Below are 21,214 nucleotides of genomic sequence, written 5' to 3' on the forward strand. Positions count from 1 at the left end.
TCTTTGTTTTTAGTGTTTACGTCCACCCAGTGGCGAAATTGTTACACGAGCCTGATCGGATTGACCAGCAGCACAATCCGTCAATCGTTTAGAAAAACGGGCGTCCTGTCACCATTGGCAAAGCGACGCAGAACCATAGGGTACAGAATGTGTTCCTGCACCAATACCCTCGCCGCCAGCGTGTCCTTGGTATCGTCGGGGCGCACGGGCACCCGTGCCTGACCCAATATCGGGCCGTCATCCAAAATCGGCGTTACTTCATGAACCGTGCATCCATGCGCGGTATCCCCGGCCGCAATTGCCCGCGCATGTGTGTGCAACCCTTTGTATTTTGGCAATAATGAGGGATGAACGTTGAGCATCCGGCCGCGCCACCTATCAACAAACTCTGCCGTAAGGATCCGCATGAAACCCGCCAGACAGATGATATCCGGCTTGTGCTCCGCCAGCGCGCCAAGGATCGCGTGTTCAAAGCCGGAGGTATCCGTACCAAAGGGCTGGTGTCGCACGATTTCGGTTGGCACGCCGCGTTCCTCGGCCCGCTCCAGACCGCCGGCCTTGGGGTTATTCGACAAGACCACACATGCGCGCGCCGGATGATCCCCGGTCATGCTGTCCAGCAGGCGGACCATGTTCGATCCACCACCCGAGATGAAAATCGCGACCCGTTTCGTCACAAAAGCGTGCCGGAATAGTGCACACCGTCTTGCGCGCTGACACGCCCGATGCGCGCGACATCCTCGCCCAAACCGGCCAGCAGTTCCGTCAGCGCGTCGGCCTCTTTTTCCGCGACAACGAGAATCATGCCGAGCCCGCAGTTGAACGTCTTGAGCATTTCAGCCTCTTCCATGCCGCCCGTCTGAGCCATCCAGCGGAAAACAGCAGGCAGAGACCATGTGCCCAGATCAATATCCGCCCCCAGCCCCTCGGGCAAAACGCGCGGCAGGTTTTCCGTCAGCCCGCCGCCTGTAATATGCGCAAGCGCATGCACGCCCCCTGCGTCAATCGCCGCCAGCGCCTGTTTTACATACAACCGCGTCGGGGTTAGCAATTCAGCCCCCAGGGATTGATCGGACCACGGACAGGCCGCATCCCACGACAACCCGGAGACTTCGACCAGTTTGCGCACAAGGCTGTAGCCATTGGAATGCACACCGTCAGAGGCAAGGCCCAGCAACACGTCGCCCTGTGCCACGTCCGCCGGAAGTGCGCCGCCCCGTTCCATCGCGCCGACGGAAAACCCTGCGAGGTCAAAATCACCGGCAGGATACATGCCCGGCATCTCTGCGGTTTCACCACCGATCAGCGCGCATCCGGCGCGCTCGCAGCCAAGCGCAATGCCTTCGATAATGCGTGCGGCTTTTTCAGTCTCCAGCAGACCCGTGGCAAAATAATCAAGGAAAAACAGTGGCTCCGCGCCCTGGCAGACCAGATCATTCACGCACATGGCCACCAGATCAATACCAACGCCGTCCACATGGCCGGTATCAATGGCGATCCGCAGTTTCGTGCCGACACCGTCCGTCGCGGCCACAAGGATCGGGTCAGTGTAGCCTGCATCTTTCAGATCAAACAGCGCACCAAAACCGCCCAAGCCCGCCATGACGCCGGATCTGTTCGTGCGCTTGGCCGCCGGTTTGATCCGGTCCACAAGCGCATTCCCGGCGTCAATATCCACGCCTGCATCGGCGTAAGTCATCCCGTTTTTCGGCAAATTCATGGCGCTCTCTCCTGCGTGAGCATGATTGGGGCCGAGGTAAATCATATCTGAGCAGACTGCAATCCAAAGCAGATCATACAGGGTCTTGACGTCGTGCACACGGGCGATTACGCAGCGGTTATGGCGGGCCTGTAGCTCAACTGGTTAGAGCAGAGCGCTCATAACGCTTTGGTTGCGGGTTCAAGTCCTGCCGGGCCTACCACCATACTATATCCATTCCTTTTCTTCGGTCACGTGTCAGAGTGGTCGCACCCTCGTCTTACGGCCTTGGTTTTTCATTGACCGTTTGTCCGGCGCATCACCGCACGAAGGTGACACTGGGTTTCAGAGGCCGTTTGATGATCCTGCGCATCCGCTAACAGAAAGGTCGCCGCATCGATTGAACCCTGACCAGAGCCCAACCCCCGGCCGCTCTTCTTGTATTGGACCCGATAACCGCGCGCCGTTAGATCAAACCGTGCGCCGTCACAAGAGCCAGACATCAAAACCGCTGGCCGACGTAAATATACAAAAACTCTTCGCTGTCATTGTTGCGCGACACATCCACTGAGAAGTCGATCGGAAATTGCTGCGAGACACGATAGCGCACGCCAAAACCGCCCGCGATGCGGTCTCCGTCTTCGGTAAGTGATCCGTAACTGGAGCCCGTCCAGCCGATGCCCCCGAACGCAACCACGCCCCACCGGTTCCCCAAGCGTTGGCGGACCTCAATCTGGGCCGAGGCCATGCGGGTGTCGTAGAATTCTGTGGGTGAAAACCCGCGGAACGCATCACTGAACCCGATAGAGCATTTGTCAAAGAACGGGGCGTTCTCCGATGCAGCACAGGTAGATAGCCTGCCAGCCAGCACGGATGTATCGCTGAGCGCGTTATAGACATCAAAATTCGCTGATCCATAACCATAGCTGCGTGCGGGCCCGGAAAGCGTGGAGCCTCGGTTGGCGGCAATGCTGAACAGTGCCCCCTGCGTCGGGTAATCCCCGTCATCGCGGACATCCCACTCAAACCGGCCGCCAAGGCTCATCAGTTCCAGCCCCAGATCCGGGAGCAGTTCCGGCGGAACAGCCGTCTCGGAATTTCTCAGGCCAATCGTCGAGTCCAAATACCTGAAAGCGGCGCCCACAGAGATCGTCTTGGAAATCTTGTAATCAAAACCGCTGTTAAGCAACGTCCCGTCCTGTTCAATCGGAACCTCCAGTTGTCCCAAGAACAGATCATACCTTAGATCCGCGTCGACCAGTGCGAAATCAAAGCGCCACCCATTGCCAAACGACAGGTTCAAGGCGGTTCCAATTGCGCTGCTGCCATTGTCAGATGCCAATGCGCCAAGTCCCACAAAGGACGTGTCAGCTTCAGGGTCCAGCTGAAACAGATATCCTCCACCAAGCGCCAGCCCCGCACCGACAACCGGATTCGAGAACGGAATCGGCGCAACGAGAAAGGAGCCGTTTCCCAAACCGTAATCAGATTTTTCCTGTACGGATCGAACAGATTTAAGCGGATCATCGACGACGCTGGACTGTGCGGCGGCCTCATCAAACGCAAATGAGCAGACAAGACAGAAGGCAGCCGCACCAATGACAAGCGATCGGACATGCGCCACAAGATGCCTTTCAGAGGTCAGAATGCTTGTATCGACGGCCTCGTACAACATCGGCTTCAAGTGTGAACACGCGCCGAACGCAGTCCGGTCCCCATGAGCATGTGCGCCCGCCCGAAGAACCGCCATACCTGTTTCGCCTCGTACTTTCGTTTACGGATGGTGCGCACCACATCATAAAAAATCTTCGATTGAAACCGGCGCACTGTTTGATGTGCTACCTTTGTGACGGATCGTCGATATGCCAGCCTGAAACACCCCAAGCGCAGATATGCACCCTTAGCGCGCGATAACGATGTCGGCACACAGACCGCCCAGATGTTCAGACACGCCCAGCCTCAGGGTACCGCCATGCGCGCGGGCAATATCATTTGCAATCGCAAGTCCCAGACCGACGCCACCGCCCTTATCCTGATTACGCGCCGCATCCAGACGCGTAAACGGTCGTGTCGCCTCGCTTCGTCGCTGTTCAGGGATGCCCGGCCCGTCATCTTCAACCCGCACCCTGAGGGATTTATCGCTCAGCATGACCGACACCTGCGCGCGCGAGCCATACCGTACCGCATTGGAAATCAGGTTATCCAATGCACGCCGCATGGCGAGCACATTCAGCTTGACGGTTCCGGTACCTTCGCCTTCCTGCGCGACCAATGTGACGTCCCGTCCTGCCCGTTTTGCATCTTCTACTACCGTACTGACCAAGGCGCGCGGGTCGACAGCTTCGGGCTCGCCCTCTCCCGCTCCTTTGGCAAAGCTCAGAAAGGCATCAAGCATTTCCTGCATGTCATCTACGTCCTGCTCCAATAGTTCGCGCTCCGCGTCTTCCAGCATCGACAAGCTCAGCCGCATGCGTGTCAGCGGCGTGCGCAAATCGTGGCTCACCCCTGACAACATCAAAGTGCGTTGTTCGATCTGGCGTTCGATCCTGTTGCGCATATCCAGAAACGCATTGCCAGCAGCGCGAACCTCGGACGCACCGGCCGGAGTATAGGGCTCATGCCGCCCACGCCCGAAGGCTTCAGCAGCCCGCGCCAACCGCTTGATCGGGCGTAACTGGTTGCGCAGGTACAAAATCGCGATGACCGTCACCAATCCACCGAAAAACGCCATATTCACAAACAGCTGATGCGGATTTTCGGCTGAGACGCGATTGCGATCAAAGCTCATGCGTATCGGACCATGGCGGGTTTGCGCATATACATGGACGCGCTGATCGTCCAAAAGGTCAATTGTTTCAATCTGCGCGACCCGCGACGGCAAAAGCGCCACGATCACGCGTCCGGAAAAGTCATACCAGTGGCGCAGCATCTGTGTCGGCACATCATCGGGTGATACAGGCGTTGCTGTCAGCGCCAATTGGCTGGCCTGTGCCACCACCTGCGTTGAAACGGACCCTGCATCAGGCGCAGAATCAACAATGTCGAGTACCAGCAAAACCTCACGGGAGACGGCTGTCACCATTTGCTGGGTGACATCCTCGAAATGGCGGGTCAGAAAAAGTATGGTGACCACCAGTTGCAAGAAAACGACCGGCAACAGCAGGATCAAAATAGCCCGTACATAAAGGCTGCGGGGCATATACTGTTTGAGCCACCCAAATAACATGGGGTAGACCCTAGCGGCGCCCCTCCCCATTAGAAAGACCGAATGACCATGGCAGATGATTTCGACCCACCCATCGGCATCCCGCAGGTGATAGAGCCGAATATACGCCGTATCGTGGCCCCGAACCCATCCCCAATGACCTACAAGGGCACCAACACCTATCTGGTGGGCACTCGCGACATTGCTGTGATTGACCCCGGTCCGGCCGACGAAAGGCACCTCACAGCTCTTCTGTCCTGTGTGACAGGCCGCCAACGCATCACGCAGATCGTCGTGACGCACAGTCATCTGGATCATTCCCCCTTGGCCGCGCGATTGTCCGAGGTGACCGGTGCGCCCGTCGTTGCTTTTGGCGGGCCCTTTGCCGGCCGCTCGCCAGTGATGCAACACTTGGCAGACGCCGGGCTGTCCGGTGGCGGCGAAGGCATTGATTTGTCGTTTTCCCCGGACATTTGCGTATCAGACGGAGAGGTCATAAGCGGCTCGGACTGGGCTCTGAAAGTCATTCACACGCCCGGCCACCTGGGGAACCACATCGCCTTAGCGCACGGGGATATCTGCTTTACGGGCGATCATGTCATGGGGTGGGCCAGTTCACTCGTGTCCCCACCCGATGGAGATCTGACAGATTTCATGGCCTCCTGCGCGCGTCTCAAAAGCCATCCCTGGCGTCGGTTTCTACCGGGTCACGGCGATCGTATCGAGGCCCCTCACGACAGGCTGGAATGGCTGATCTCGCACAGAAAAGCGAGGGAAGCCGCGATCCTTGATTATCTCGCGGATGGTCCAGCCAATGTTGTGAAGATCACACATCACGTTTACCACGACACACCGGCTGCCCTCATCCCTGCGGCACAACGAAATGTCATCGCCCACCTGATTGATTTGCAAGGTAAATTCCAAGTTGCCTTCACAGGACCGCTCGACGTGACAACCTTTTTCGAACGGACTGACCGATATCATCGATAATTTCCTCATTTTCTCAAAAAAGGCACTGGACGCATATTAAGAGCACTGCTATATCGCCCAAACCGTTCCGGCGTAGCTCAGCGGTAGAGCAGTTGACTGTTAATCAATTGGTCGTAGGTTCGATCCCTACCGCCGGAGCCAAATTCTTCCAAAGATTTCAACATGATGAAGGCCGCCCCTAAGGGCGGCCATCGTCGTTTTTAGTAGGCTCTGCAACAACTCTGCAACAATCGCGGGGCTGCAATGCAGGTTTAGAGATCAGGTGCTGTCCACTAACGTCGGCTCCCCTCTGCGCGCAGCGTTTAAACGCCCTTGTTATCAATGGCTTGACTGCTCAACGGAATCAGTGCTATCACACCGTCGGTCCGCAAATGACACCTGCGGGCATATCAACGGAGAACCACATGTCACACGCATTCGCCGCACACGCGGTTGATGAGGTGGTGGTCCGTTGCGCGGCAGGCCCATCCCTCTTTTAAACTCGCCGCGCGATGAAAGGAGACACTATGTCTTCAACGATGACTGACGCTAGGGCCGCGGCAGAGATTGAGATTGCACACGACATCCTTAACCGTCACTGGGACTCTGGCGCTTTGATCGGCATCCGCGTTCACCAGTACGATGGTATCATGCTTGAATGGCAAGGCGCGCATTACGCCAATCGTGCAACGCAGAAGGCCGCATAATGGACGACAAGCTGAAACAGATCCTTCAGGACTTGGCTGCGCATCCTGAGTTCGAAAACGGTAAGCTCTACTTTCTTTCGTCCAACTACGAACGCTTGTACTGCGAACCACCAGCAGAGGGCGGAAGGCCGCGCTGGGTCAAGCCGATCATTTTCGACGAAATCTAAACGACAGCGGGCGCCTTATCGGGCGCCCGTTTTCTATTGGCAACACACCTCAGTGCAGCTTACCTTTGCACATTATACGAGGGGTTTTTGCTTTATGAAATTTGTTGCGATTGATGTAGAAACGGCGAACGCAAACATGGCGTCTATCTGCTCCGTCGGGGTCGCCGTCTTTGAGAACGGCGAACTGGCGCAAGAGTGGTATTCACTCATTGATCCGCGCGACTACTTCGACGGGATGAATGTCTCCATCCACGGTATCGACGAGACGCAGGTCGTCGGCGCACCAACCTTTGCCGAGATCACAGAGCAACTAGGTGCGATGTTGTCAGACAACGTTGTAGTCACCCACACCCACTTTGACCGTGTCGCGATGCACCAAGCCGCACGACACTGGTCTGTGCCGCCTGTCACCTGCACCTGGCTAGACTCCGCCCGGGTCGCCCGAAGGACGTGGGAGGAGTGCGCACAAAGAGGTTATGGTCTCGCAAATGTCTGCAAGCTGATCGGGCATACCTTTGAGCACCACAACGCGCTTGAAGACGCGAAGGCATCGGGGGTAGTATTGCTCGCCGCCATGAACAAGTCAGGATTTGATCTTGATCGCTGGCTTACGCGTGTCACGCAGCCCATTGACCCGTCCAGCCGCGATGGACGCATAACGCGCGACGGCAACCCTGACGGTGCGCTTGCGGGCGAGGTCGTTGTATTCACGGGCGCGCTGGAAATCCCGCGGCGTGAGGCCGCAGACCTAGCAGCCTCCATCGGCTGCTCTGTTGGGGCCAGCGTGACAAAGAAAACGACTCTGCTCGTGGTCGGTGATACGGACGTTGCGCGCCTAGCGGGACACGCTAAAAGCTCGAAGCACCGCAAGGCGGAGGATTTGGCCGCGAAGGGTGTCCCCATCCGTATTATACGCGAAACTGACTTTCGGGAGTTGGTCGAAGCAGCGCCCATTTAAGACGCATCACGCATTTTTGGTGGTTAGCGTGCGTGCCATCGCAGGATGCCGCAGCGCTGACGCGTTTTGCCGGGTTTCTGTCACCAATATCCTTTGAGCGGCGTCTCACCGATGCACGCGCCGATAGTGCGATGATCGGACAGCCAGTAGGCAAGCGCGAGGGCGATTGCGGCGTCACTATGCGAGAAGTCGGTGCCGCCGTCGATCTTCATCCGGCCAGCAGCAGTGATCTCAGCCTCAAACGCTTCAAGCTCTTGTGTCAGTTCGTCCCGCATCGCGATTGCGCCCAATGTCAGGTCTCCTACGTGCAGGGCAGAGTTCAGCATCGACAACAGCCGGACCTTGCCAACTGAGTTATAGGTCAGGGACCTCTCTTTGTGCTCGTTCTCATTCTCGCCGCCCGTAATTGTGACGCGGGTGTGGAGGACGGAGCGGTCATTCAGCAGGTCGGCGTAGGCGCGACCTACGCCGCCTGCGTCGATTGCGAGGTAGGAGCGGCCTGCAATCGTTGGGTCCCGCATCAGGTTCCGTGTGACCTGTGCGAGATCGGCGTAAGACATATGGGGCAAATACTGAACCTTAACCACTTCCCTGCGCCGAGGGCCAAGCTGCTGCGTGCTGCCCACCCACTCGGGAACCCGTTCGTCTTTGATGACCGCAATCGCATTGCGGTCCTTTGCCTGCGCAATATCCTGCCCAACGATAAAGCGGCGGAAGCCTTTGACGACCGCCACAGCCGGGTCCGAGCATGGCAAGATCAGGTCTTCACCCTGTTGCACTAATTCCTGCATAGAGGTCTCCAAACTTTAATTCCGGTGTGTCAGTGTATGCGGCCCGGATGGTGTCCGGATCGAAGAAAGGGGTGCCGCGCCCCATCCATTGCAGGCCATGCTCCACGTCGAATTCCATCTTGCTCAACGTCTTGCGCTGGCGAGCGACAAGCTTTGCCATGCGCGGCAGATCAAGGGAGCAGGCGCGAATGCGCTCTACTTCCGGGTAAAGGTCGTGGTTCGTCCACATCTCATACGCTTTGCCCGACTTGCCACCCGGGGTCGTGATAAAGACGGTTTTCGCATTGTCCTCTGCGATGGAAAGAGTTGCCCCGAATACTTTGTCTGGAATGAACGCAGCCTCGTCGAATGCAAGGATACCGTTCTTGACGCCATAACCCCGCGCACCTTCACCATCTTGGCCTGCGGGAACACAGACGACAGATGACCCATTTTTCAGATGCAACTCGGTCATGGTGCGACGACGGGTTTCAATGGGCAAAGCCATCTTCTCCCAAGTGAAGGCGATCTTCGCGAACAGCAGTTGAGACTGTGCGAGGGTTGGCGAAAGGATGATCACTTGATGATCGGGCTTGGCAAGTTCCTGCCCGGCCATCACGCCCACGGTTGTTGATTTTCCTGACCTGCGCGACGCAAGGACCATGATCACGTCGGACGTGGAATTCATCAGCGACCGCTGCCACGGGTCCGGCGGGCCACCGACGACGCGTTCCAGCAACAGTTCAGGCGATACCCGTTCTGACAGCGTGCGCAGGAAGGTGCCAAGCTCAGTCGACATCCAGCGGAATCCGTTTCTCGTCGATCAGTTCTTGGAAGCGGGCAAACGCCTGCGGGTTCTCTTTGAACAGCACCCAAAGGACGTCCATTAGTTTTGCAACGTCGGGGTGTTCGTTCAGGGACAGGACAATAGTCGTCTTTTCCTTGAGGTTAGAATAGACCTTGAGCAGCCCTTCGTAGGTCTTGGTTTGGTCGCGCAAAAGCTGGGCAAGACCCGGCAAAAGGTCTTCGATATCCCGGTCGCCGTCAGCCACGCGCTGGTGCAATGTGCGGTAGAGCTTCTTTTGCTCCGCGAGAACGCCCATGATGCCGCCCTCTACCTTGTCCTGCGCGTCATTGACGGCAGCATCCAGTTGATCAGCTTCCATCTTGTTCGCTTCAACAAGAACGATCTTTGCGATCTCTTCGGTGATGAACTTTTTGCGGAAGCGCACAAGTGACTCAATCCCGACACCACAGTGCTTTGCAATCTCTTTGAACTCACGGCGACGCAGTACACAATCGACGACGATCTGCCCAACGTCCGGGCGTTGGCGGATGATCGACTTGGCACCTTGCCCGTTGTCCAAGGGCAAGGCTTCTTTGATACGGCGATAGTCGATGCTCACGCGATGGCCTCCCGATACGCCCGACCCGCAAGTTCTTCAATGTGCGGAGCCATGCGGTTCACGACGCCCTTTGCCGTGCGGCCATAGATTTGATGCTCACAGACGCGGCGTGTGAAGTCGGGTTCTTCCGAACTGAACCACATATCGAGGATCACGTTCGTTCCGATGGTGACGTGGATTTCGCGGAGTGTCCCGTACTTGGTTTCAAGGAACTCACGCGCGACCTGTTTGGCCGCGTCGTAGAAGTTCATCAGGAGCGATCAATGTGCAACGGGACGTCACGGCGTTCTGCTTCTGCCTTTGCCGCCGCGTACTTCTTCACGTCGCGGGCATCGACTTTCGCAATCACGACAGGGTCGCCACCTGTCTGCGCTGTGCCTGTGGCTGACGCAATCTTGTTTGTTGCCTCGGTCAGCATTGCCGCAAAGTCGTCGGTCGTTGACTTCGATGCGACCAACTCTTTGAGCAGCGTTTCGTTCTTTTCGGAGATGCCTTTGATCTGCTGCTCGACGCGCTCAGAGACTTTGCTGATCACGGCGTCCGCGAGCTTGCTTTCGATCTTTTCGATGAACTTGTCCATCAGTTCGGACTGGTTTGTAGTATCGGTCATGTGCTGTTCCTTTTGCTTGGACATGAAAAAGGGGCAGCTTTTGCAAGCCACCCCTTCCTTTTTGCGTCCAGCAAAAGGAGAGCGTGGCCCCACCACCTCTTCAAGGATGAATGTAAGCGGTTGTTTATAGACGCTAAACCGAGAAAGAAGGTGCAGGGCGGGTAGTTTTAGGTAGCGAAAAATTCTTCTTCGCGCTTCGCGATCCTTGACATGGAGTCCGCAATGTCTGCTTGCCGTAAACGCTCTTGCTCCCGGCGCTTGGCAACGGCGCGGGCTTGCGCTGCCCGTGCCTTGGCCGCTTTGTCCACGTCGCCCGTAATAGCGAAGAAAATCGCTTTCGTTTTCTCACCGGACGGGGCGCGGCCACGTCCCTTATAGACAAATGACAGAAGGTGCCCGTCGTCTTCATCGTGCAGCCAGCGCAGAACGGTTTCACGCACTATGTCCGGGTCAATGTCCGCAATGGCGCAGTGTTCATGCCGCATTTTGGCCCAAGCGCCGCTGGTCGATGTAAGAAAGCGCAGATTATCCTTTTGCTCATTTACTGTCGGCGCACCGTCTCCATGCGCTTGCGAGGCCATGAACAGGTCCAGCACGGCCCGGTGCAGTACAGCCGCGCTCAGAAGCCGTTCCGGTGACGCGCGAGGCGCGCTGTAAAGGTGGGCGGTCGGGTCGCCAAGCATCTTTACGTCTGCGCGATTGGGATAATGTTTGACAAGTCGCCACCGTCTTCTTCGATGGCACCAAGTTCTTCCTCGTCCGTGCGGTTCGCGTCGATGATCTCACCCTTGCGCAGGTTCGCCATATAGGTTTCGCGCGAGATCGACCCGGACATCAAGGCTTTGTTGAGCGCGTCCATCATCTTCGGATCAATAGTGGTTTCGATGAAGTCGCGAGACAGCTTGATTGATGCCTCGTCCGCATCCTCACCCATCCACTGTGCCGCAAGCCGCAATTGGCGGTTCAGGCCCATCTCGACCATCACAACGACAGCGTGCAGCAAGGCAAGTTCCGACCGTGTGCGCTGTGTTGCCGTGTCTAAGGTCTCGTTGCGGTTCATGTTGACCGACAACATGCGCGCCCCAAGGGTCGCCATCGTGTCGATCTTTTCATCCATCAGCGCCTTCTGCGCGTTGACACCGGGGCCTTGAAATTCAAGCATCCCGACCTCCGTGCCTTCGGGCAAATGCCAGATTGTCCCGGCCCCGATCTGCGTCGGGATTTTGTCGGCAGGAACGCTGCCCGCGATCCACGGCGTTGGTGCAGACAGATGCCACATCGTATGCTCCCGGTCGCAAGAATTGCGGAAGTGAGAGACCGCCACGGTGCACAAGTCCAGGAACGGCGGTTTCACGTCTTCGACGCCCAGCCCCTCTTGCGACACGATCACCATCGGAATGTAGTTCAGTGCCCTGCCGCCAACCTGCGGGATGATTTCCTCGCCCATATCGACGCGAGAGCGTCCGTCCATGATGAACCGCCGCACTTTGTAGATCGTATCGTCAAGCAGGCATTCAATGTAGACAGCGGACCCGTCAAAATCCTCGTCTGATGCGAGCACAACGCGGGTCAGTTCTTTGCGACCGTTCACATAGGCCGTGTCCCAATCAAGAATTTCCTCTGCCTTCCAGTTCGAGAAATAAGGCGTCGTCAGGACCGTGTTCCCCTCGCGCGGAAATTCAAGCAGGATGCCGTAGCGCCCCATGCTCATGACTTCGCGCACCGTTTCTTCGATCATTACGGAAAGCGGCGCATTTTCATGGGTCGCGTTTAAACGCATCGGTTCGAGGCGGCTTGGCAGCTTGACCACGGGGTCCTTGCGCAAGGCCAGCCCGCAAAGCGCCCGCAATGTCATTTCAGGCGCGCCGTAGAACGTGCCGCGTTCAAGATAGTGGGCGTAGTTGTCCATAGACATGCCGTCGGGCTTCTTGACGTAGATTTGCCCTTGCCCCTTGACTGCGCGCTCGCCGTCAAGACAGTCGCGGATCAGATTGTATTCTTTGCTCCGCGCGTCATAGCGGACGTGGTTGATGGCGGTCATGCGGCCTTCCTTTCGATGGTGGGGAAGGCATGTCGAAAGACGCTGACGGAAAAACAGCGCATCGGGCTGCACGCCTCCCCCATTTGGGATCAGACCGATACAGCGATTTTGGACGGCACGCGGCGGGGTGCTCAACCAAAGTTAAAGGTGGAGGTGGAGGTGGAAAACGGGTGTTTCAGCTTCGAATAGTAAACGCCCCGAAGCGATAGCGCGTGTGCAAGTCAAACTTTTTTGAAGCGCGTTCATCAAAGTCAAAAACAATGCTGTCAAGCGTATAGCTTGCCCGTCGAAGCCAATCGTCTTCAATCTCGACACGCCCCGTATCTGAGATTTTTAGTGGGAACTCGACATCTTTTGTTCGGGTTTTAAAAAGATCATTAACAACGCAATCATTGTGGGCAATCAGATTTCGGATTTCAGATGCTATCAGAGTGATTTCGAATGCCTCTTCCGATGGGAAAATCTCAATTCCAGTTCTAGAACTAATGAATTTTCGCAGCTCACGAAGCGGTTTGTAGGATAGTTCATGAACCTTCCGCTCCACAATTTGCCAAATCAGGTCTTCGTAGTTTCCGGTCTCAATAATAGTAGAAACGTCGATTTTGCTGTCAGACTTAAGCATTTCCGGACGCGCCAAAAAAATGTCCCTAAGTATCGTCGTGAGGTACAGATCGAAAGACTCGGTCGCCCGAGATAGCATTACCTGATTAACTAGAGGCCTTTGATTTGAGAAATTGTACTCAAAAACCTTAAACTCCTCTTTCTCTTTCTGATCTTCTATTGCTTTTCCCATTTCTTGCGAAGTCTTTACGAAACCAAAGTAGAAACCGACAAATTCCCGCAATTCCATAATGCGCGCCATGTAGGTCAGACACGGATCAGTTGTATGATCTGGAGGTTGCCGAAAACCCTCTGCTTGTGGGTCAACTTTCGGGTCTTCACTCATTACTTAGTCCTAAAAGTAATTTTTGCGGAGGCATGTGTTGCGCTATCAATGCCTAGAACGGAATTGCATCAATTTCATCGCGACGTTCTTCTTGTTCCTCAGCAGTCAAATATCTGAGGTTTGAGGTGCTTGCAGATTTTTCACTGCCAATACGTAAAGCCTTAGTACGCTTTTGGCGAACAGAGTTCATTTCACTGGAAATTTTTTGCCCTCTCTTCGAGGATTTTCCGACGACATGGCGTATGCCTCCGAGATGGCTCAAAAGACGAGAGCCAGCGGTATCAATTTCGTCCACAGTGTCCGCTTTCTGAAAGTCGCGCCACAAATCTTTTGAGCGGCGCTCAACCGAGCGGGGAACCACTAAATTGCTGCCGACAACACCAATGCCAGTTATGAAGACAGCCTTATTTCCTGTGCGATACTTCAACTTGTGTGACCTCAGCCCATGTGAGGCGACGATTGCTCTGACTTGCGATACAAACCTGCCAGGTATTTGGTTACCTGAGATAGTAAGGTCATCAACCCAAACGGTATGACCCAGGTCATAGCTGGCACAAAGATCAGCAATCGCATCGAACATTGGCCTATGAACCAACGAGGCCAAGACTGGCGTAAGTGGTGAACCGAAACAAGCTCGGTCATCGGCAGTTGCAACGTGAGCTATCAGGCCAGCAACGTCTGCCTCCATCCCGAAAAGATCGACCAGCGAATTTCGGATCATTCCTCGGGTGGTCGATGGGTAAAATTGCTTAATGTCAAGTGTCAGGTACTGCGCGGCATCGAGATGCGCGGCGGCATTGTCGCGTTGAGACCGATTCTTTCTAGGACTCATCAGATAGCTGGGCTGAACAATCTTGTTCAGATGAAATTTTAATCGCTCATGTGCTGCGCGCAATCGGCCTTCGGGATAAACAAGATCACGAGTTTTTCCGCCCGACTCAATACTACGGCGGACGAGGAACTGTTCTTTGAATTGAGGTGTCGCCAAGCGGTTTAAATCGCTCTTATTCTCAGAAATCAGTGACGCGATGTCGCGTTGGGACGGTCTCTGCGCCAACGGGGAACGGTCGATTTCGTATCTCTCATAAGCTTTACGGACCCGGCGTTTGCGCACAGCCATGCTCCGAAGGTTTCAGTTTCTCCAGAAGATCCAGCGCCTTTCGGGCAATAATTAACCTGCCTCGACGAACCGGCACGTCATCTTCAATTTCCTCTGCAAAGAACATAAGCTGGGATTTCTTGACACCGAGCGCTTCGCTATAGCGTTCTAGGGTCTCTAAAGTCACAGATTTAGATCCGCGCTCAATTTCAGAGACCATCGCTTGCGACATTCCGAGCGCTTCGGCCATCTCCACTTGAGAATAACCCCAATACAACCGGGCAAGGGTCAGCGCTTCATTGATAAGTTCGCGATTTGACTTAGACATTTGCCCACCTCTGGGCTGTGAAAGGGTCACCGCCGCTGGCCCCCAAAAACTCTGAGGTCATTCCCCGGAGCCTGTGAGCAAATCCCAAAGTCGGAAAATGGTCACAATGACGATGTAGACGTACCGCCACTTTGAAGGTTTTTTGCGGTGCCGCCGCTGGTGCTGAACGTTCTTTCTTCGCATGGCTTTTACTCCTCGATTCCGGCCAACAGTGGCCCCCGTAGGAATGAGGAAGAAGATCAGCGGCGTTTGACCCTTTACATGCCGCACCCAACCCCGGTGGGGTGCGGCGCGCGGCCATCCCCCGTGCCGAGACGCAGGTGAGAGACGAAGGCTCTAAGCCTTCACAGGGCCTCTGGCCCCAGTTCTCGTCGGGTTCTGCATACGAAAGGTTCATCACAACAGTAGAGCTACTAGAGAACAGCACCGGCGGCAAGTAAAATATCGCTTTTAGTAATAATTTATTTTCTCGGGGACTTTGCTGGTTTCATCTCAGAACTTTCCGAACCTACCCGCCCCTTTCCATATATCAGCGGAGGGGGTCCCCTTTGTGGCGATATGTATCTGCGACTTGGTCGCAAACGGTGCGTTGCAGAGTTGTTGCAGAACGGTGCCAACGTCTTGATATATCAGTGCAATAAGCGCGGTAGATTGATACGTAATCAATTGGTCGGGCGATATTTATGTCAGCATTATTGACGCATATCGCATCCGCTGCTCCGACATCGGCAGGCTGGCTGCGCATTGGCACATTGTGCCGCAGTCTAAACCGTCACTCGCGTTAATAAAGACATACTCTATTAAGAGCAGTGACGGTTTAAATCTGCCCATCAGCCATGCAGCCATTGATCTGCATCCTGCCGCACTGTGCCCACCATTGCTCCAATGTCGATCTCGCCCCATGCTCCGCGCACCTTGCCCGAAGGCACGAAACCATCTTCATCGTGCCAAGCCTCGCGCTCAAACGCCTCACGCAAAACCATCACATCGCGCGCGTGCTCAGTCTGACACCGCAACACTGTGATCCGATCAGCGTTGTCGTCCGCCCGCGCGACCACATCCCGCCAATCGACTACCTTGACCCGATCACACAGATACTGCCATCCATCACGTGCAATCAACACACGCGACCAATGCTTCTGATCCTTCAACCGCACCTCAATCAGTTCAGCGTCGTTCTTGTCAGCCCAGTCATGCAGATTGCCGAGCGACTGCTTGATTCCATTCGCCGACATGCCGTCGAACTTTGAGAACATGTGCTTCGCAAGGGCTGGTGACGCGACGCGCACAGGCGCGTCCTGATACTCCCGTTCCTCTGGCAGCAAAGTCTCGAACCGTGCAACCTCGTCCACATGCACGGGCAACACCATGTTCGTGAACAGGCGGATTTCACAACTGCGCCTGACATGCCGCGCCCGCGCCGCCGCCTGCATCATCGCACCCTCGCACACGACCCAGCGCACGTCCTCAACGCGCGGGTCTGAATGCCGCTCACACCACGCCACGCCCTTTTCACCGACAGTCGCAATCGGACGCTTGTTGTACCACATGCCGTCAGACACGATCTGTGCACCGTCCTGATGGATCGCCCGCGCCATGTCCTCGACGACCTCAGGCTCTGGCAACGGCCTGCCCACAATGTCGATCTTGCCGCCAGCCCAATCGTTCAACCCTTCGACGGCATTAAACCATCCAGCGAGTGGAACGCCCTCGTCTATAAGCGACTTATACGAGAACAGGTGGCGCCCCTCCGATACGAGCATGAGGTCGTCGCGGAATTTGGCGGCAGCGGCTTTCTTCGCTGCGTTCGTTTCTTTGTATTCCTCCACACGCTCACCCGTGCCGTAGAGCAGCGACGCCTTAGACGCATTCAACATGACTTGCGTCACCTGCGCATCCTTGTGCTTTTCGACCTCAATCGTGACCCATTCATCGATGGGCAGGACTGCCTCGACCATTGACCGCTTGATCGTTGCGGACAGGATAAGAACAGGCACACGAGGCCTGTCTGTCTCATTGTCCCAAGGAATGCCCGCAATCTTCTGCCGCCAGTTCAGGAAGATGCCTTTCTTGTTCTTCGTCACGCGCAGGCGATTGAGCGAACGCGCTTCGAGGGCATCGCGCAAACGACGCCAGAACGACGCATACTTGTACCACTGCCCATCGTAACAGCCTGCCGCCTTCAGCGCCTCCTCTGCTGACATGTCAGGCGTGATCTCAACCTCTGGGGCAAGCTCGGTTTCGGCCTTGATCAGCGCCTTGCAAATGTCGGCTGTGAAGCCTGCGGCCTCCAACCGTTCAATCGTCAGACCTTCCTTGATGACCACGGCAATCTTAAGCAGCCATTCAGCCATGTCGTGACGCGTCACGTCACAAAGGTCTTTCACCTCAACATATCCCTGCTTCACCAGTGCACCGATGAAGTTTTCATCAATGACCACGAAGTCAGGAACGCGCGACATGCCGGGTTCTTTCGCGATCTGCAATGGCAGGTGGGCATGGGTGCGAATACGCAGATCATGCGACAGCGACTTGTCGTGCAGGTCCCACCAGATACAACCCGGCCGATCCGAACACTGCACCATATCGTTGCCGCAGAAAGTTTTACGGGTTTCGGACACGATGCCCTGCACCTTCGAGATCGCTTCGTGCTTTGTGCAGACAGGCCGACCGTTCAACTCTTGGCCACGCCCAAGTTCCGTGTAGGCGGTCATACCGTGAGAGCGCGCCTCAGCTTCGATCTGTGCGGACAAGTTGTGATTAGGCACATAGAGGTCAGTTTGAAAGGTCGCGACGCCTGTCTGCTCGGTATAACGCGTTTCGACACCAAGCCAATACAACGCGCTGTAGGTTTTGCCGATGCCAGCCTCGGCCTCGATCACCTTTACGCCCGGTTCACGCGCCTCAACGAATTTCTTGATCTCGTCAGACAGCATCTTTTCGGCAGCGTTCAGGGGCAGTTCGTTCCTGATCGTTGGGAACGCCTTGCGCTTCCGCTTTGCCCCAGTGATCTTCTGATAGCGCGCCTGAACGTATTTTTCCCCGAACTCGCTCTGATCTTTTACCGACACGCAGAGGCGGTCGTACTCGGCTTTCAAAGCTGTCCAGCATTCCAAATAGGTGCTGTCTGGAAACGCAGTCTTGAACCCGACCATGAACGGAAAGACCGAATTGCTGTGGCGGTTGTTTGGGTCCCAGCGCAGAGTGGGCATGGTGCCGACGCTGACCATGGAACCCGCGTCCACCTCGACCATGTTCGGCATTTGGGGCAGCGCAACGGGACCATCTATCCCGTCGGCGACAAACGCGCGAACGGGGTGCGGATCGTCGAGACCTTTCAGCTTGGGGCGTGATGTGAACACGAACCCCGCAGCCTTGTAGATGCCATGGTCGATGAAATTGCGATTGAAACCGAGGCGGCGACAGAGATCCGCATTCCACTGCTCTGCGTAAATCTGCATCACGGTCAGGTCCATTGGTTCGACTTCGAACACGACGCGCAGACGATGGCCGGGTTTGAACCCTGACGACGGTGAATAGGCATAGACATATTTGCGCCCGCGCAAGAACGGGAACGCGTAGCAGATGGCTTCTTCCGCTGTGCCGTCAAACTCAAGGGAGTCGAGGTCTGCAAGAAAGAGCGTCGTTGCAACATCCACGAAGTCGATGCCCGTGCGTCCGCCGCTTTCGATCAGAGGTTTTCCAAGAACCAGAGACGCGTTGGGAACGTCTGACAAACGGTTCAGCAGGTCGCAGACGCCGTCCAAGGCGTCAACGTGATGCTCATCGTAGATGAAGTCTTTAGCATAGCGATAGCCTTCGGCACTTTCATCCTGCCAAGGGCCGTCACTGCCATTGCGCCACACTTTGCGCAGTTCATGGGTCGGGCTGGTTGCTGTATAAATATGCATCTGAAACTCAGACGCTATTTCTCGTTTCCCGGTTGGGGCATACCACGCAAAATGCTATAACTTGGTTGTTCAAACTTGGTCGTGAGAACTTAGCACTGGGTGGGTTCGGAGATTAGCGTCTTCGAACCCCCTTTCAGTTTACGCGGTGCGAACGTGCCCAAGCGAGCACGTCGTCACGGTCATACCGAATAGTGCGAGCCGTCATGTGGAGGTATGGGGGCCCCTCGCCGTTCTTGCGCCATTCGAACATTACGTCCTTACCAACGCCAAGAAATTCGGCGCACTCAGGAGTGGTCATCAGTTTTTCATTTGGTTCAACACGGGCCAGCTGTTCGGCCATCTGGTCGACGGTTTCGCGCAGAGCACGGATTTCTTCTGAGAGTTCGATATCAGTCATTGCAATCGCCTTTCTTGGCGTTGCCATTGACCGGGTGCTTATGCCTTCGCGTTCAAAGTCGCACTATGCTTAAGGCCCCACAGGGGCGTTAACTTTGATCCTGCACCACGGCCTCATCTCACGGAAGGGCGCGTGTGAGATGGGGCGTTTATCAAGCTTACATCTAAGAGCTGCCTTCGATCCGATCAAGTACGAAACAAGGTGTTACTCCACATTCGGCGCAGATGCGTTCGGCAATCAGGTTTACGTCGCCGTGGTTGGCTGAGCCTTGATCATAGATGTCTTGAACCTTCTTGGGCGTATCACCCCGCAGTTCGTCGATTACATATTCGGGCAGACGCGCCCTCCTCGCCGCCGTCGTGAATAAGCGGCGGCAATCGTGTTGCCGCAATGCCTTCTTCGGGCGTTCATTACCCTCAAACATCTCGATGCCGCGCGTGCGTGCATCAAGCTGGCCGATGTGACCCGTATGTGACCTTGGCGTATCAGCGGGGAACACAAACCCCTTACGATGCGGAAGGCGCGCCAGCGCCGCACATATTACGTCTGAGATCGGGAACGTCCGGTCGAGACCGTTCTTCATTGCGGTCAGTTCAATCGTCTTCTTTTCGAGATCGACCTGATCCCACATCAAAGTGCGCGCATTCAGTGACCGAAACCCCGTAAACAACATCAGCAGCCATGCCGTGCGATGGACGAGGCTGTTACACTCAAAAATCAGATCTATGGCGGGCCACTGCTCTGACGCATCAAACTTGACCTTGTTCGAGGGCTTGTACTTTTTCGCGCCCTTTACTTTGAGGCTGGCCGACACATCAAAACACCGCCTGACAGTGGATGCGCGCCTAAACGCCATTTTAATAATCTGCGCCAAATGCAACGCCTGCGACACACCTTTGTCGGCAATAGCTGCTTCCAGCATCGGCAACGTGATCTTTTCAATCGGTAGCGAAAACAGAACGTCCAGATGATTTCTGACTTGCAGGCGATAGTTTTCAATCGTCGCCCCTTTTGCATCCGACTGAGAGAGATGGGACTCGAAGGCATCATGCAGGGTGGCGACGTTTGTTGATTGGGCGTCGGTGCCTGTCTCAAGTTCAACGATCTTGTCGCGGGCAATCTCCATTGCCTTCTCGCCGTTCACCACATCTGGCCAATTACCAAGCTTCATAGAGCGTACCTTGCCGCCTACCCGCTTGGTCATGATCCATGACTTCGACCGTGTACCAACAGCAAGGCGAAGCCCTTTCAGCGCGTCGCCCTGATGTGAGTAAAAATCGGTTTCGGACTTCGGGTTCTTGATTTTCGCAATAGCCGGGCGGCTCGTCAGGTTCGTTTCAAATTTCGCCATTCTGCAACAATCTCTGCAACATTCATCAGCGACAACATACGATCCAATACCACAGCGCCCAACCGGATATTTGGGTAAGATACTGTTTTACCTTGTATTTTCAAGATTATACACGGTCAAATCCGATCAAACACAACTCAGAGTTGTCCTCTGTTAATCAATTGGTCGTAGGTTCGATCCCTACCGCCGGAGCCATTTTTCCCACGTAACACCTTTATTTCATTGAAATTCGGCGTTTTCGTTCATCTCTCAGCACATATTTGCACACCCATGAGAGCCACAAATGGCTGTCCCACCAAAGATCGGCCACATCGACAAGCTTCCACACGGTATCCCGAGATTTCAGCGAAGATCTCTTAAGGAGGTTTTTCAACATACCGGAGGGGAGTACCTTCGGGTCCATATTCGCAACACCGAGGGTGTTGCCTTCGCCCGTTCGTATCAAACAGTCCTCGACAGGTTCGACCGTCTATCCAACTTCTTTCATGGGGCTGCTCTCTCGAGCATTGGATGCACTCCGGCGCCTTGGTCGCGCCATCACGGCGAGGTGTCCCATTTTTGTCAGCTTCAATGCCCACAAGACGCAAGTCTTCGGGGTGCATCCAAATGTCAAAATCTGGGTTTGATCCATCACACAAGCGAACCAGAAC

The 21,214-nt window shown here is 55.5% G+C and carries 21 protein-coding genes and 2 tRNA genes; 6 read left to right on the forward strand and 17 right to left on the reverse strand.

The features are described 5' to 3' along the window. Positions 1-80 precede the first annotated feature (80 nt). Both purN and purM read right to left on the reverse strand, forming a co-directional pair. On the reverse strand, positions 81-677 hold the full coding sequence (gene purN, locus RLO149_RS10995; protein ID WP_083825458.1) for a phosphoribosylglycinamide formyltransferase: 597 nt from the start codon (positions 675-677) through the stop codon (positions 81-83). Further along, on the reverse strand, positions 674-1,720 hold the full coding sequence (gene purM, locus RLO149_RS11000) for a phosphoribosylformylglycinamidine cyclo-ligase (RefSeq protein WP_013962164.1): 1,047 nt from the start codon (positions 1,718-1,720) through the stop codon (positions 674-676). The genes purN and purM overlap by 4 nt, the downstream gene beginning before the upstream one ends. A gap of 125 nt (positions 1,721-1,845) precedes the next feature. Between purM and RLO149_RS11005 the strand changes: the two genes are divergently transcribed. Continuing rightward, positions 1,846-1,922, forward strand: a tRNA-Ile gene (locus RLO149_RS11005). Between the two features lie 279 nt (positions 1,923-2,201). Here RLO149_RS11005 and RLO149_RS11015 read toward each other — a convergent pair. Both RLO149_RS11015 and RLO149_RS11020 read right to left on the reverse strand, forming a co-directional pair. Beyond that, positions 2,202-3,449, reverse strand: coding sequence for a BamA/TamA family outer membrane protein (locus RLO149_RS11015; protein WP_013962166.1), 1,248 nt, complete (start codon positions 3,447-3,449; stop codon positions 2,202-2,204). Between the two features lie 150 nt (positions 3,450-3,599). Further along, the gene (locus RLO149_RS11020; protein WP_044025311.1) at positions 3,600-4,925 is read right to left on the reverse strand and encodes an ATP-binding protein; all 1,326 of its coding nucleotides are present in this window, start codon (positions 4,923-4,925) and stop codon (positions 3,600-3,602) included. A gap of 42 nt (positions 4,926-4,967) precedes the next feature. On the opposite strand from RLO149_RS11020, the gene RLO149_RS11025 reads away from it, so the two are divergent. The 5 genes from RLO149_RS11025 to RLO149_RS11035 all read left to right on the forward strand — a co-directional run bounded on the left by RLO149_RS11025 (position 4,968) and on the right by RLO149_RS11035 (position 7,705). Next, positions 4,968-5,894: an MBL fold metallo-hydrolase gene (locus RLO149_RS11025; RefSeq protein ID WP_013962168.1), complete on the forward strand. Its 927-nt coding sequence runs from the start codon at positions 4,968-4,970 to the stop codon at positions 5,892-5,894. Positions 5,895-5,960: 66 nt separating this feature from the next. Continuing rightward, positions 5,961-6,035 (forward strand) — tRNA-Asn (locus tag RLO149_RS11030). Between the two features lie 365 nt (positions 6,036-6,400). Next, positions 6,401-6,580: a hypothetical protein gene (locus tag RLO149_RS23555; RefSeq protein ID WP_013962169.1), complete on the forward strand. Its 180-nt coding sequence runs from the start codon at positions 6,401-6,403 to the stop codon at positions 6,578-6,580. Continuing rightward, positions 6,580-6,747: a hypothetical protein gene (locus tag RLO149_RS23785; RefSeq protein WP_158308155.1), complete on the forward strand. Its 168-nt coding sequence runs from the start codon at positions 6,580-6,582 to the stop codon at positions 6,745-6,747. The genes RLO149_RS23555 and RLO149_RS23785 overlap by 1 nt, the downstream gene beginning before the upstream one ends. Before the next feature lie 94 nt (positions 6,748-6,841). After that, entirely contained in the window at positions 6,842-7,705 is an 864-nt protein-coding gene (locus RLO149_RS11035; RefSeq protein ID WP_013962170.1) for an exonuclease domain-containing protein, read from the forward strand. A gap of 80 nt (positions 7,706-7,785) precedes the next feature. Here the strand turns inward: RLO149_RS11035 and RLO149_RS11040 are convergent, their stop codons facing one another. The 13 genes from RLO149_RS11040 to RLO149_RS11105 all read right to left on the reverse strand — a co-directional run bounded on the left by RLO149_RS11040 (position 7,786) and on the right by RLO149_RS11105 (position 20,564). After that, positions 7,786-8,496, reverse strand: coding sequence for a hypothetical protein (locus RLO149_RS11040; protein ID WP_013962171.1), 711 nt, complete (start codon positions 8,494-8,496; stop codon positions 7,786-7,788). Beyond that, positions 8,471-9,274: a terminase large subunit domain-containing protein gene (locus tag RLO149_RS11045; protein ID WP_013962172.1), complete on the reverse strand. Its 804-nt coding sequence runs from the start codon at positions 9,272-9,274 to the stop codon at positions 8,471-8,473. Before RLO149_RS11045 ends, RLO149_RS11040 begins: the two co-directional genes overlap by 26 nt. Further along, on the reverse strand, positions 9,264-9,881 hold the full coding sequence (locus RLO149_RS11050) for a hypothetical protein (RefSeq protein ID WP_013962173.1): 618 nt from the start codon (positions 9,879-9,881) through the stop codon (positions 9,264-9,266). The genes RLO149_RS11045 and RLO149_RS11050 overlap by 11 nt, the downstream gene beginning before the upstream one ends. Then, on the reverse strand, positions 9,878-10,132 hold the full coding sequence (locus RLO149_RS11055; protein WP_013962174.1) for a hypothetical protein: 255 nt from the start codon (positions 10,130-10,132) through the stop codon (positions 9,878-9,880). Before RLO149_RS11055 ends, RLO149_RS11050 begins: the two co-directional genes overlap by 4 nt. Continuing rightward, a complete protein-coding gene (locus RLO149_RS11060; protein ID WP_148264348.1) occupies positions 10,132-10,491 on the reverse strand; it encodes a hypothetical protein in 360 nt (119 codons plus the stop codon). Before RLO149_RS11060 ends, RLO149_RS11055 begins: the two co-directional genes overlap by 1 nt. Before the next feature lie 167 nt (positions 10,492-10,658). After that, a complete protein-coding gene (locus tag RLO149_RS11065; protein ID WP_013962176.1) occupies positions 10,659-11,174 on the reverse strand; it encodes a hypothetical protein in 516 nt (171 codons plus the stop codon). Positions 11,175-11,176: 2 nt separating this feature from the next. Beyond that, positions 11,177-12,532, reverse strand: a complete 1,356-nt coding sequence (locus RLO149_RS11070; RefSeq protein ID WP_013962177.1) for a DUF4055 domain-containing protein — start codon at positions 12,530-12,532, stop codon at positions 11,177-11,179. A gap of 175 nt (positions 12,533-12,707) precedes the next feature. Continuing rightward, complete coding sequence (locus RLO149_RS11080; protein ID WP_013962178.1) at positions 12,708-13,478, reverse strand: hypothetical protein; 771 nt, start codon at positions 13,476-13,478, stop codon at positions 12,708-12,710. Between the two features lie 52 nt (positions 13,479-13,530). Then, a complete protein-coding gene (locus tag RLO149_RS11085; RefSeq protein WP_148264349.1) occupies positions 13,531-14,592 on the reverse strand; it encodes a reverse transcriptase family protein in 1,062 nt (353 codons plus the stop codon). Next, positions 14,570-14,905 (reverse strand): helix-turn-helix domain-containing protein, encoded by a 336-nt coding sequence (locus RLO149_RS11090; RefSeq protein WP_013962180.1) that lies wholly within the window; start codon positions 14,903-14,905, stop codon positions 14,570-14,572. Before RLO149_RS11090 ends, RLO149_RS11085 begins: the two co-directional genes overlap by 23 nt. Before the next feature lie 830 nt (positions 14,906-15,735). After that, a complete protein-coding gene (locus tag RLO149_RS11095) occupies positions 15,736-18,816 on the reverse strand; it encodes a hypothetical protein (RefSeq protein WP_013962181.1) in 3,081 nt (1,026 codons plus the stop codon). Positions 18,817-18,949: 133 nt separating this feature from the next. Further along, on the reverse strand, positions 18,950-19,213 hold the full coding sequence (locus tag RLO149_RS23560; RefSeq protein WP_158308156.1) for a helix-turn-helix transcriptional regulator: 264 nt from the start codon (positions 19,211-19,213) through the stop codon (positions 18,950-18,952). 163 nt (positions 19,214-19,376) lie between these two features. Next, the gene (locus tag RLO149_RS11105) at positions 19,377-20,564 is read right to left on the reverse strand and encodes a tyrosine-type recombinase/integrase (protein ID WP_044025314.1); all 1,188 of its coding nucleotides are present in this window, start codon (positions 20,562-20,564) and stop codon (positions 19,377-19,379) included. Positions 20,565-21,214 lie beyond the last annotated feature (650 nt).

The organism is Roseobacter litoralis Och 149 (genome assembly GCF_000154785.2).
Lineage (GTDB): Bacteria > Pseudomonadota > Alphaproteobacteria > Rhodobacterales > Rhodobacteraceae > Roseobacter > Roseobacter litoralis.

Bases quoted from the DNA above. Each gene is read 5' to 3' on its own strand.
- RLO149_RS23785 (WP_158308155.1), top strand. From the start codon at position 6,580: ATGGACGACAAGCTGAAACAGATCCTTCAGGACTTGGCTGCGCATCCT.
- RLO149_RS11090 (WP_013962180.1), bottom strand. From the start codon at position 14,905: ATGTCTAAGTCAAATCGCGAACTTATCAATGAAGCGCTGACCCTTGCC.
- RLO149_RS11105 (WP_044025314.1), bottom strand. From the start codon at position 20,564: ATGGCGAAATTTGAAACGAACCTGACGAGCCGCCCGGCTATTGCGAAA.
- RLO149_RS11080 (WP_013962178.1), bottom strand. From the start codon at position 13,478: ATGAGTGAAGACCCGAAAGTTGACCCACAAGCAGAGGGTTTTCGGCAA.
- RLO149_RS11060 (WP_148264348.1), bottom strand. From the start codon at position 10,491: ATGACCGATACTACAAACCAGTCCGAACTGATGGACAAGTTCATCGAA.
- RLO149_RS23560 (WP_158308156.1), bottom strand. From the start codon at position 19,213: ATGACTGATATCGAACTCTCAGAAGAAATCCGTGCTCTGCGCGAAACC.
- RLO149_RS23555 (WP_013962169.1), top strand. From the start codon at position 6,401: ATGTCTTCAACGATGACTGACGCTAGGGCCGCGGCAGAGATTGAGATT.
- RLO149_RS11035 (WP_013962170.1), top strand. From the start codon at position 6,842: ATGAAATTTGTTGCGATTGATGTAGAAACGGCGAACGCAAACATGGCG.
- RLO149_RS11040 (WP_013962171.1), bottom strand. From the start codon at position 8,496: ATGCAGGAATTAGTGCAACAGGGTGAAGACCTGATCTTGCCATGCTCG.
- RLO149_RS11045 (WP_013962172.1), bottom strand. From the start codon at position 9,274: ATGTCGACTGAGCTTGGCACCTTCCTGCGCACGCTGTCAGAACGGGTA.
- purM (WP_013962164.1), bottom strand. From the start codon at position 1,720: ATGAATTTGCCGAAAAACGGGATGACTTACGCCGATGCAGGCGTGGAT.
- RLO149_RS11095 (WP_013962181.1), bottom strand. From the start codon at position 18,816: ATGCATATTTATACAGCAACCAGCCCGACCCATGAACTGCGCAAAGTG.
- RLO149_RS11015 (WP_013962166.1), bottom strand. From the start codon at position 3,449: ATGGCGGTTCTTCGGGCGGGCGCACATGCTCATGGGGACCGGACTGCG.
- RLO149_RS11070 (WP_013962177.1), bottom strand. From the start codon at position 12,532: ATGACCGCCATCAACCACGTCCGCTATGACGCGCGGAGCAAAGAATAC.
- RLO149_RS11025 (WP_013962168.1), top strand. From the start codon at position 4,968: ATGACCATGGCAGATGATTTCGACCCACCCATCGGCATCCCGCAGGTG.
- RLO149_RS11065 (WP_013962176.1), bottom strand. From the start codon at position 11,174: ATGCTTGGCGACCCGACCGCCCACCTTTACAGCGCGCCTCGCGCGTCA.
- RLO149_RS11055 (WP_013962174.1), bottom strand. From the start codon at position 10,132: ATGAACTTCTACGACGCGGCCAAACAGGTCGCGCGTGAGTTCCTTGAA.
- RLO149_RS11020 (WP_044025311.1), bottom strand. From the start codon at position 4,925: ATGTTATTTGGGTGGCTCAAACAGTATATGCCCCGCAGCCTTTATGTA.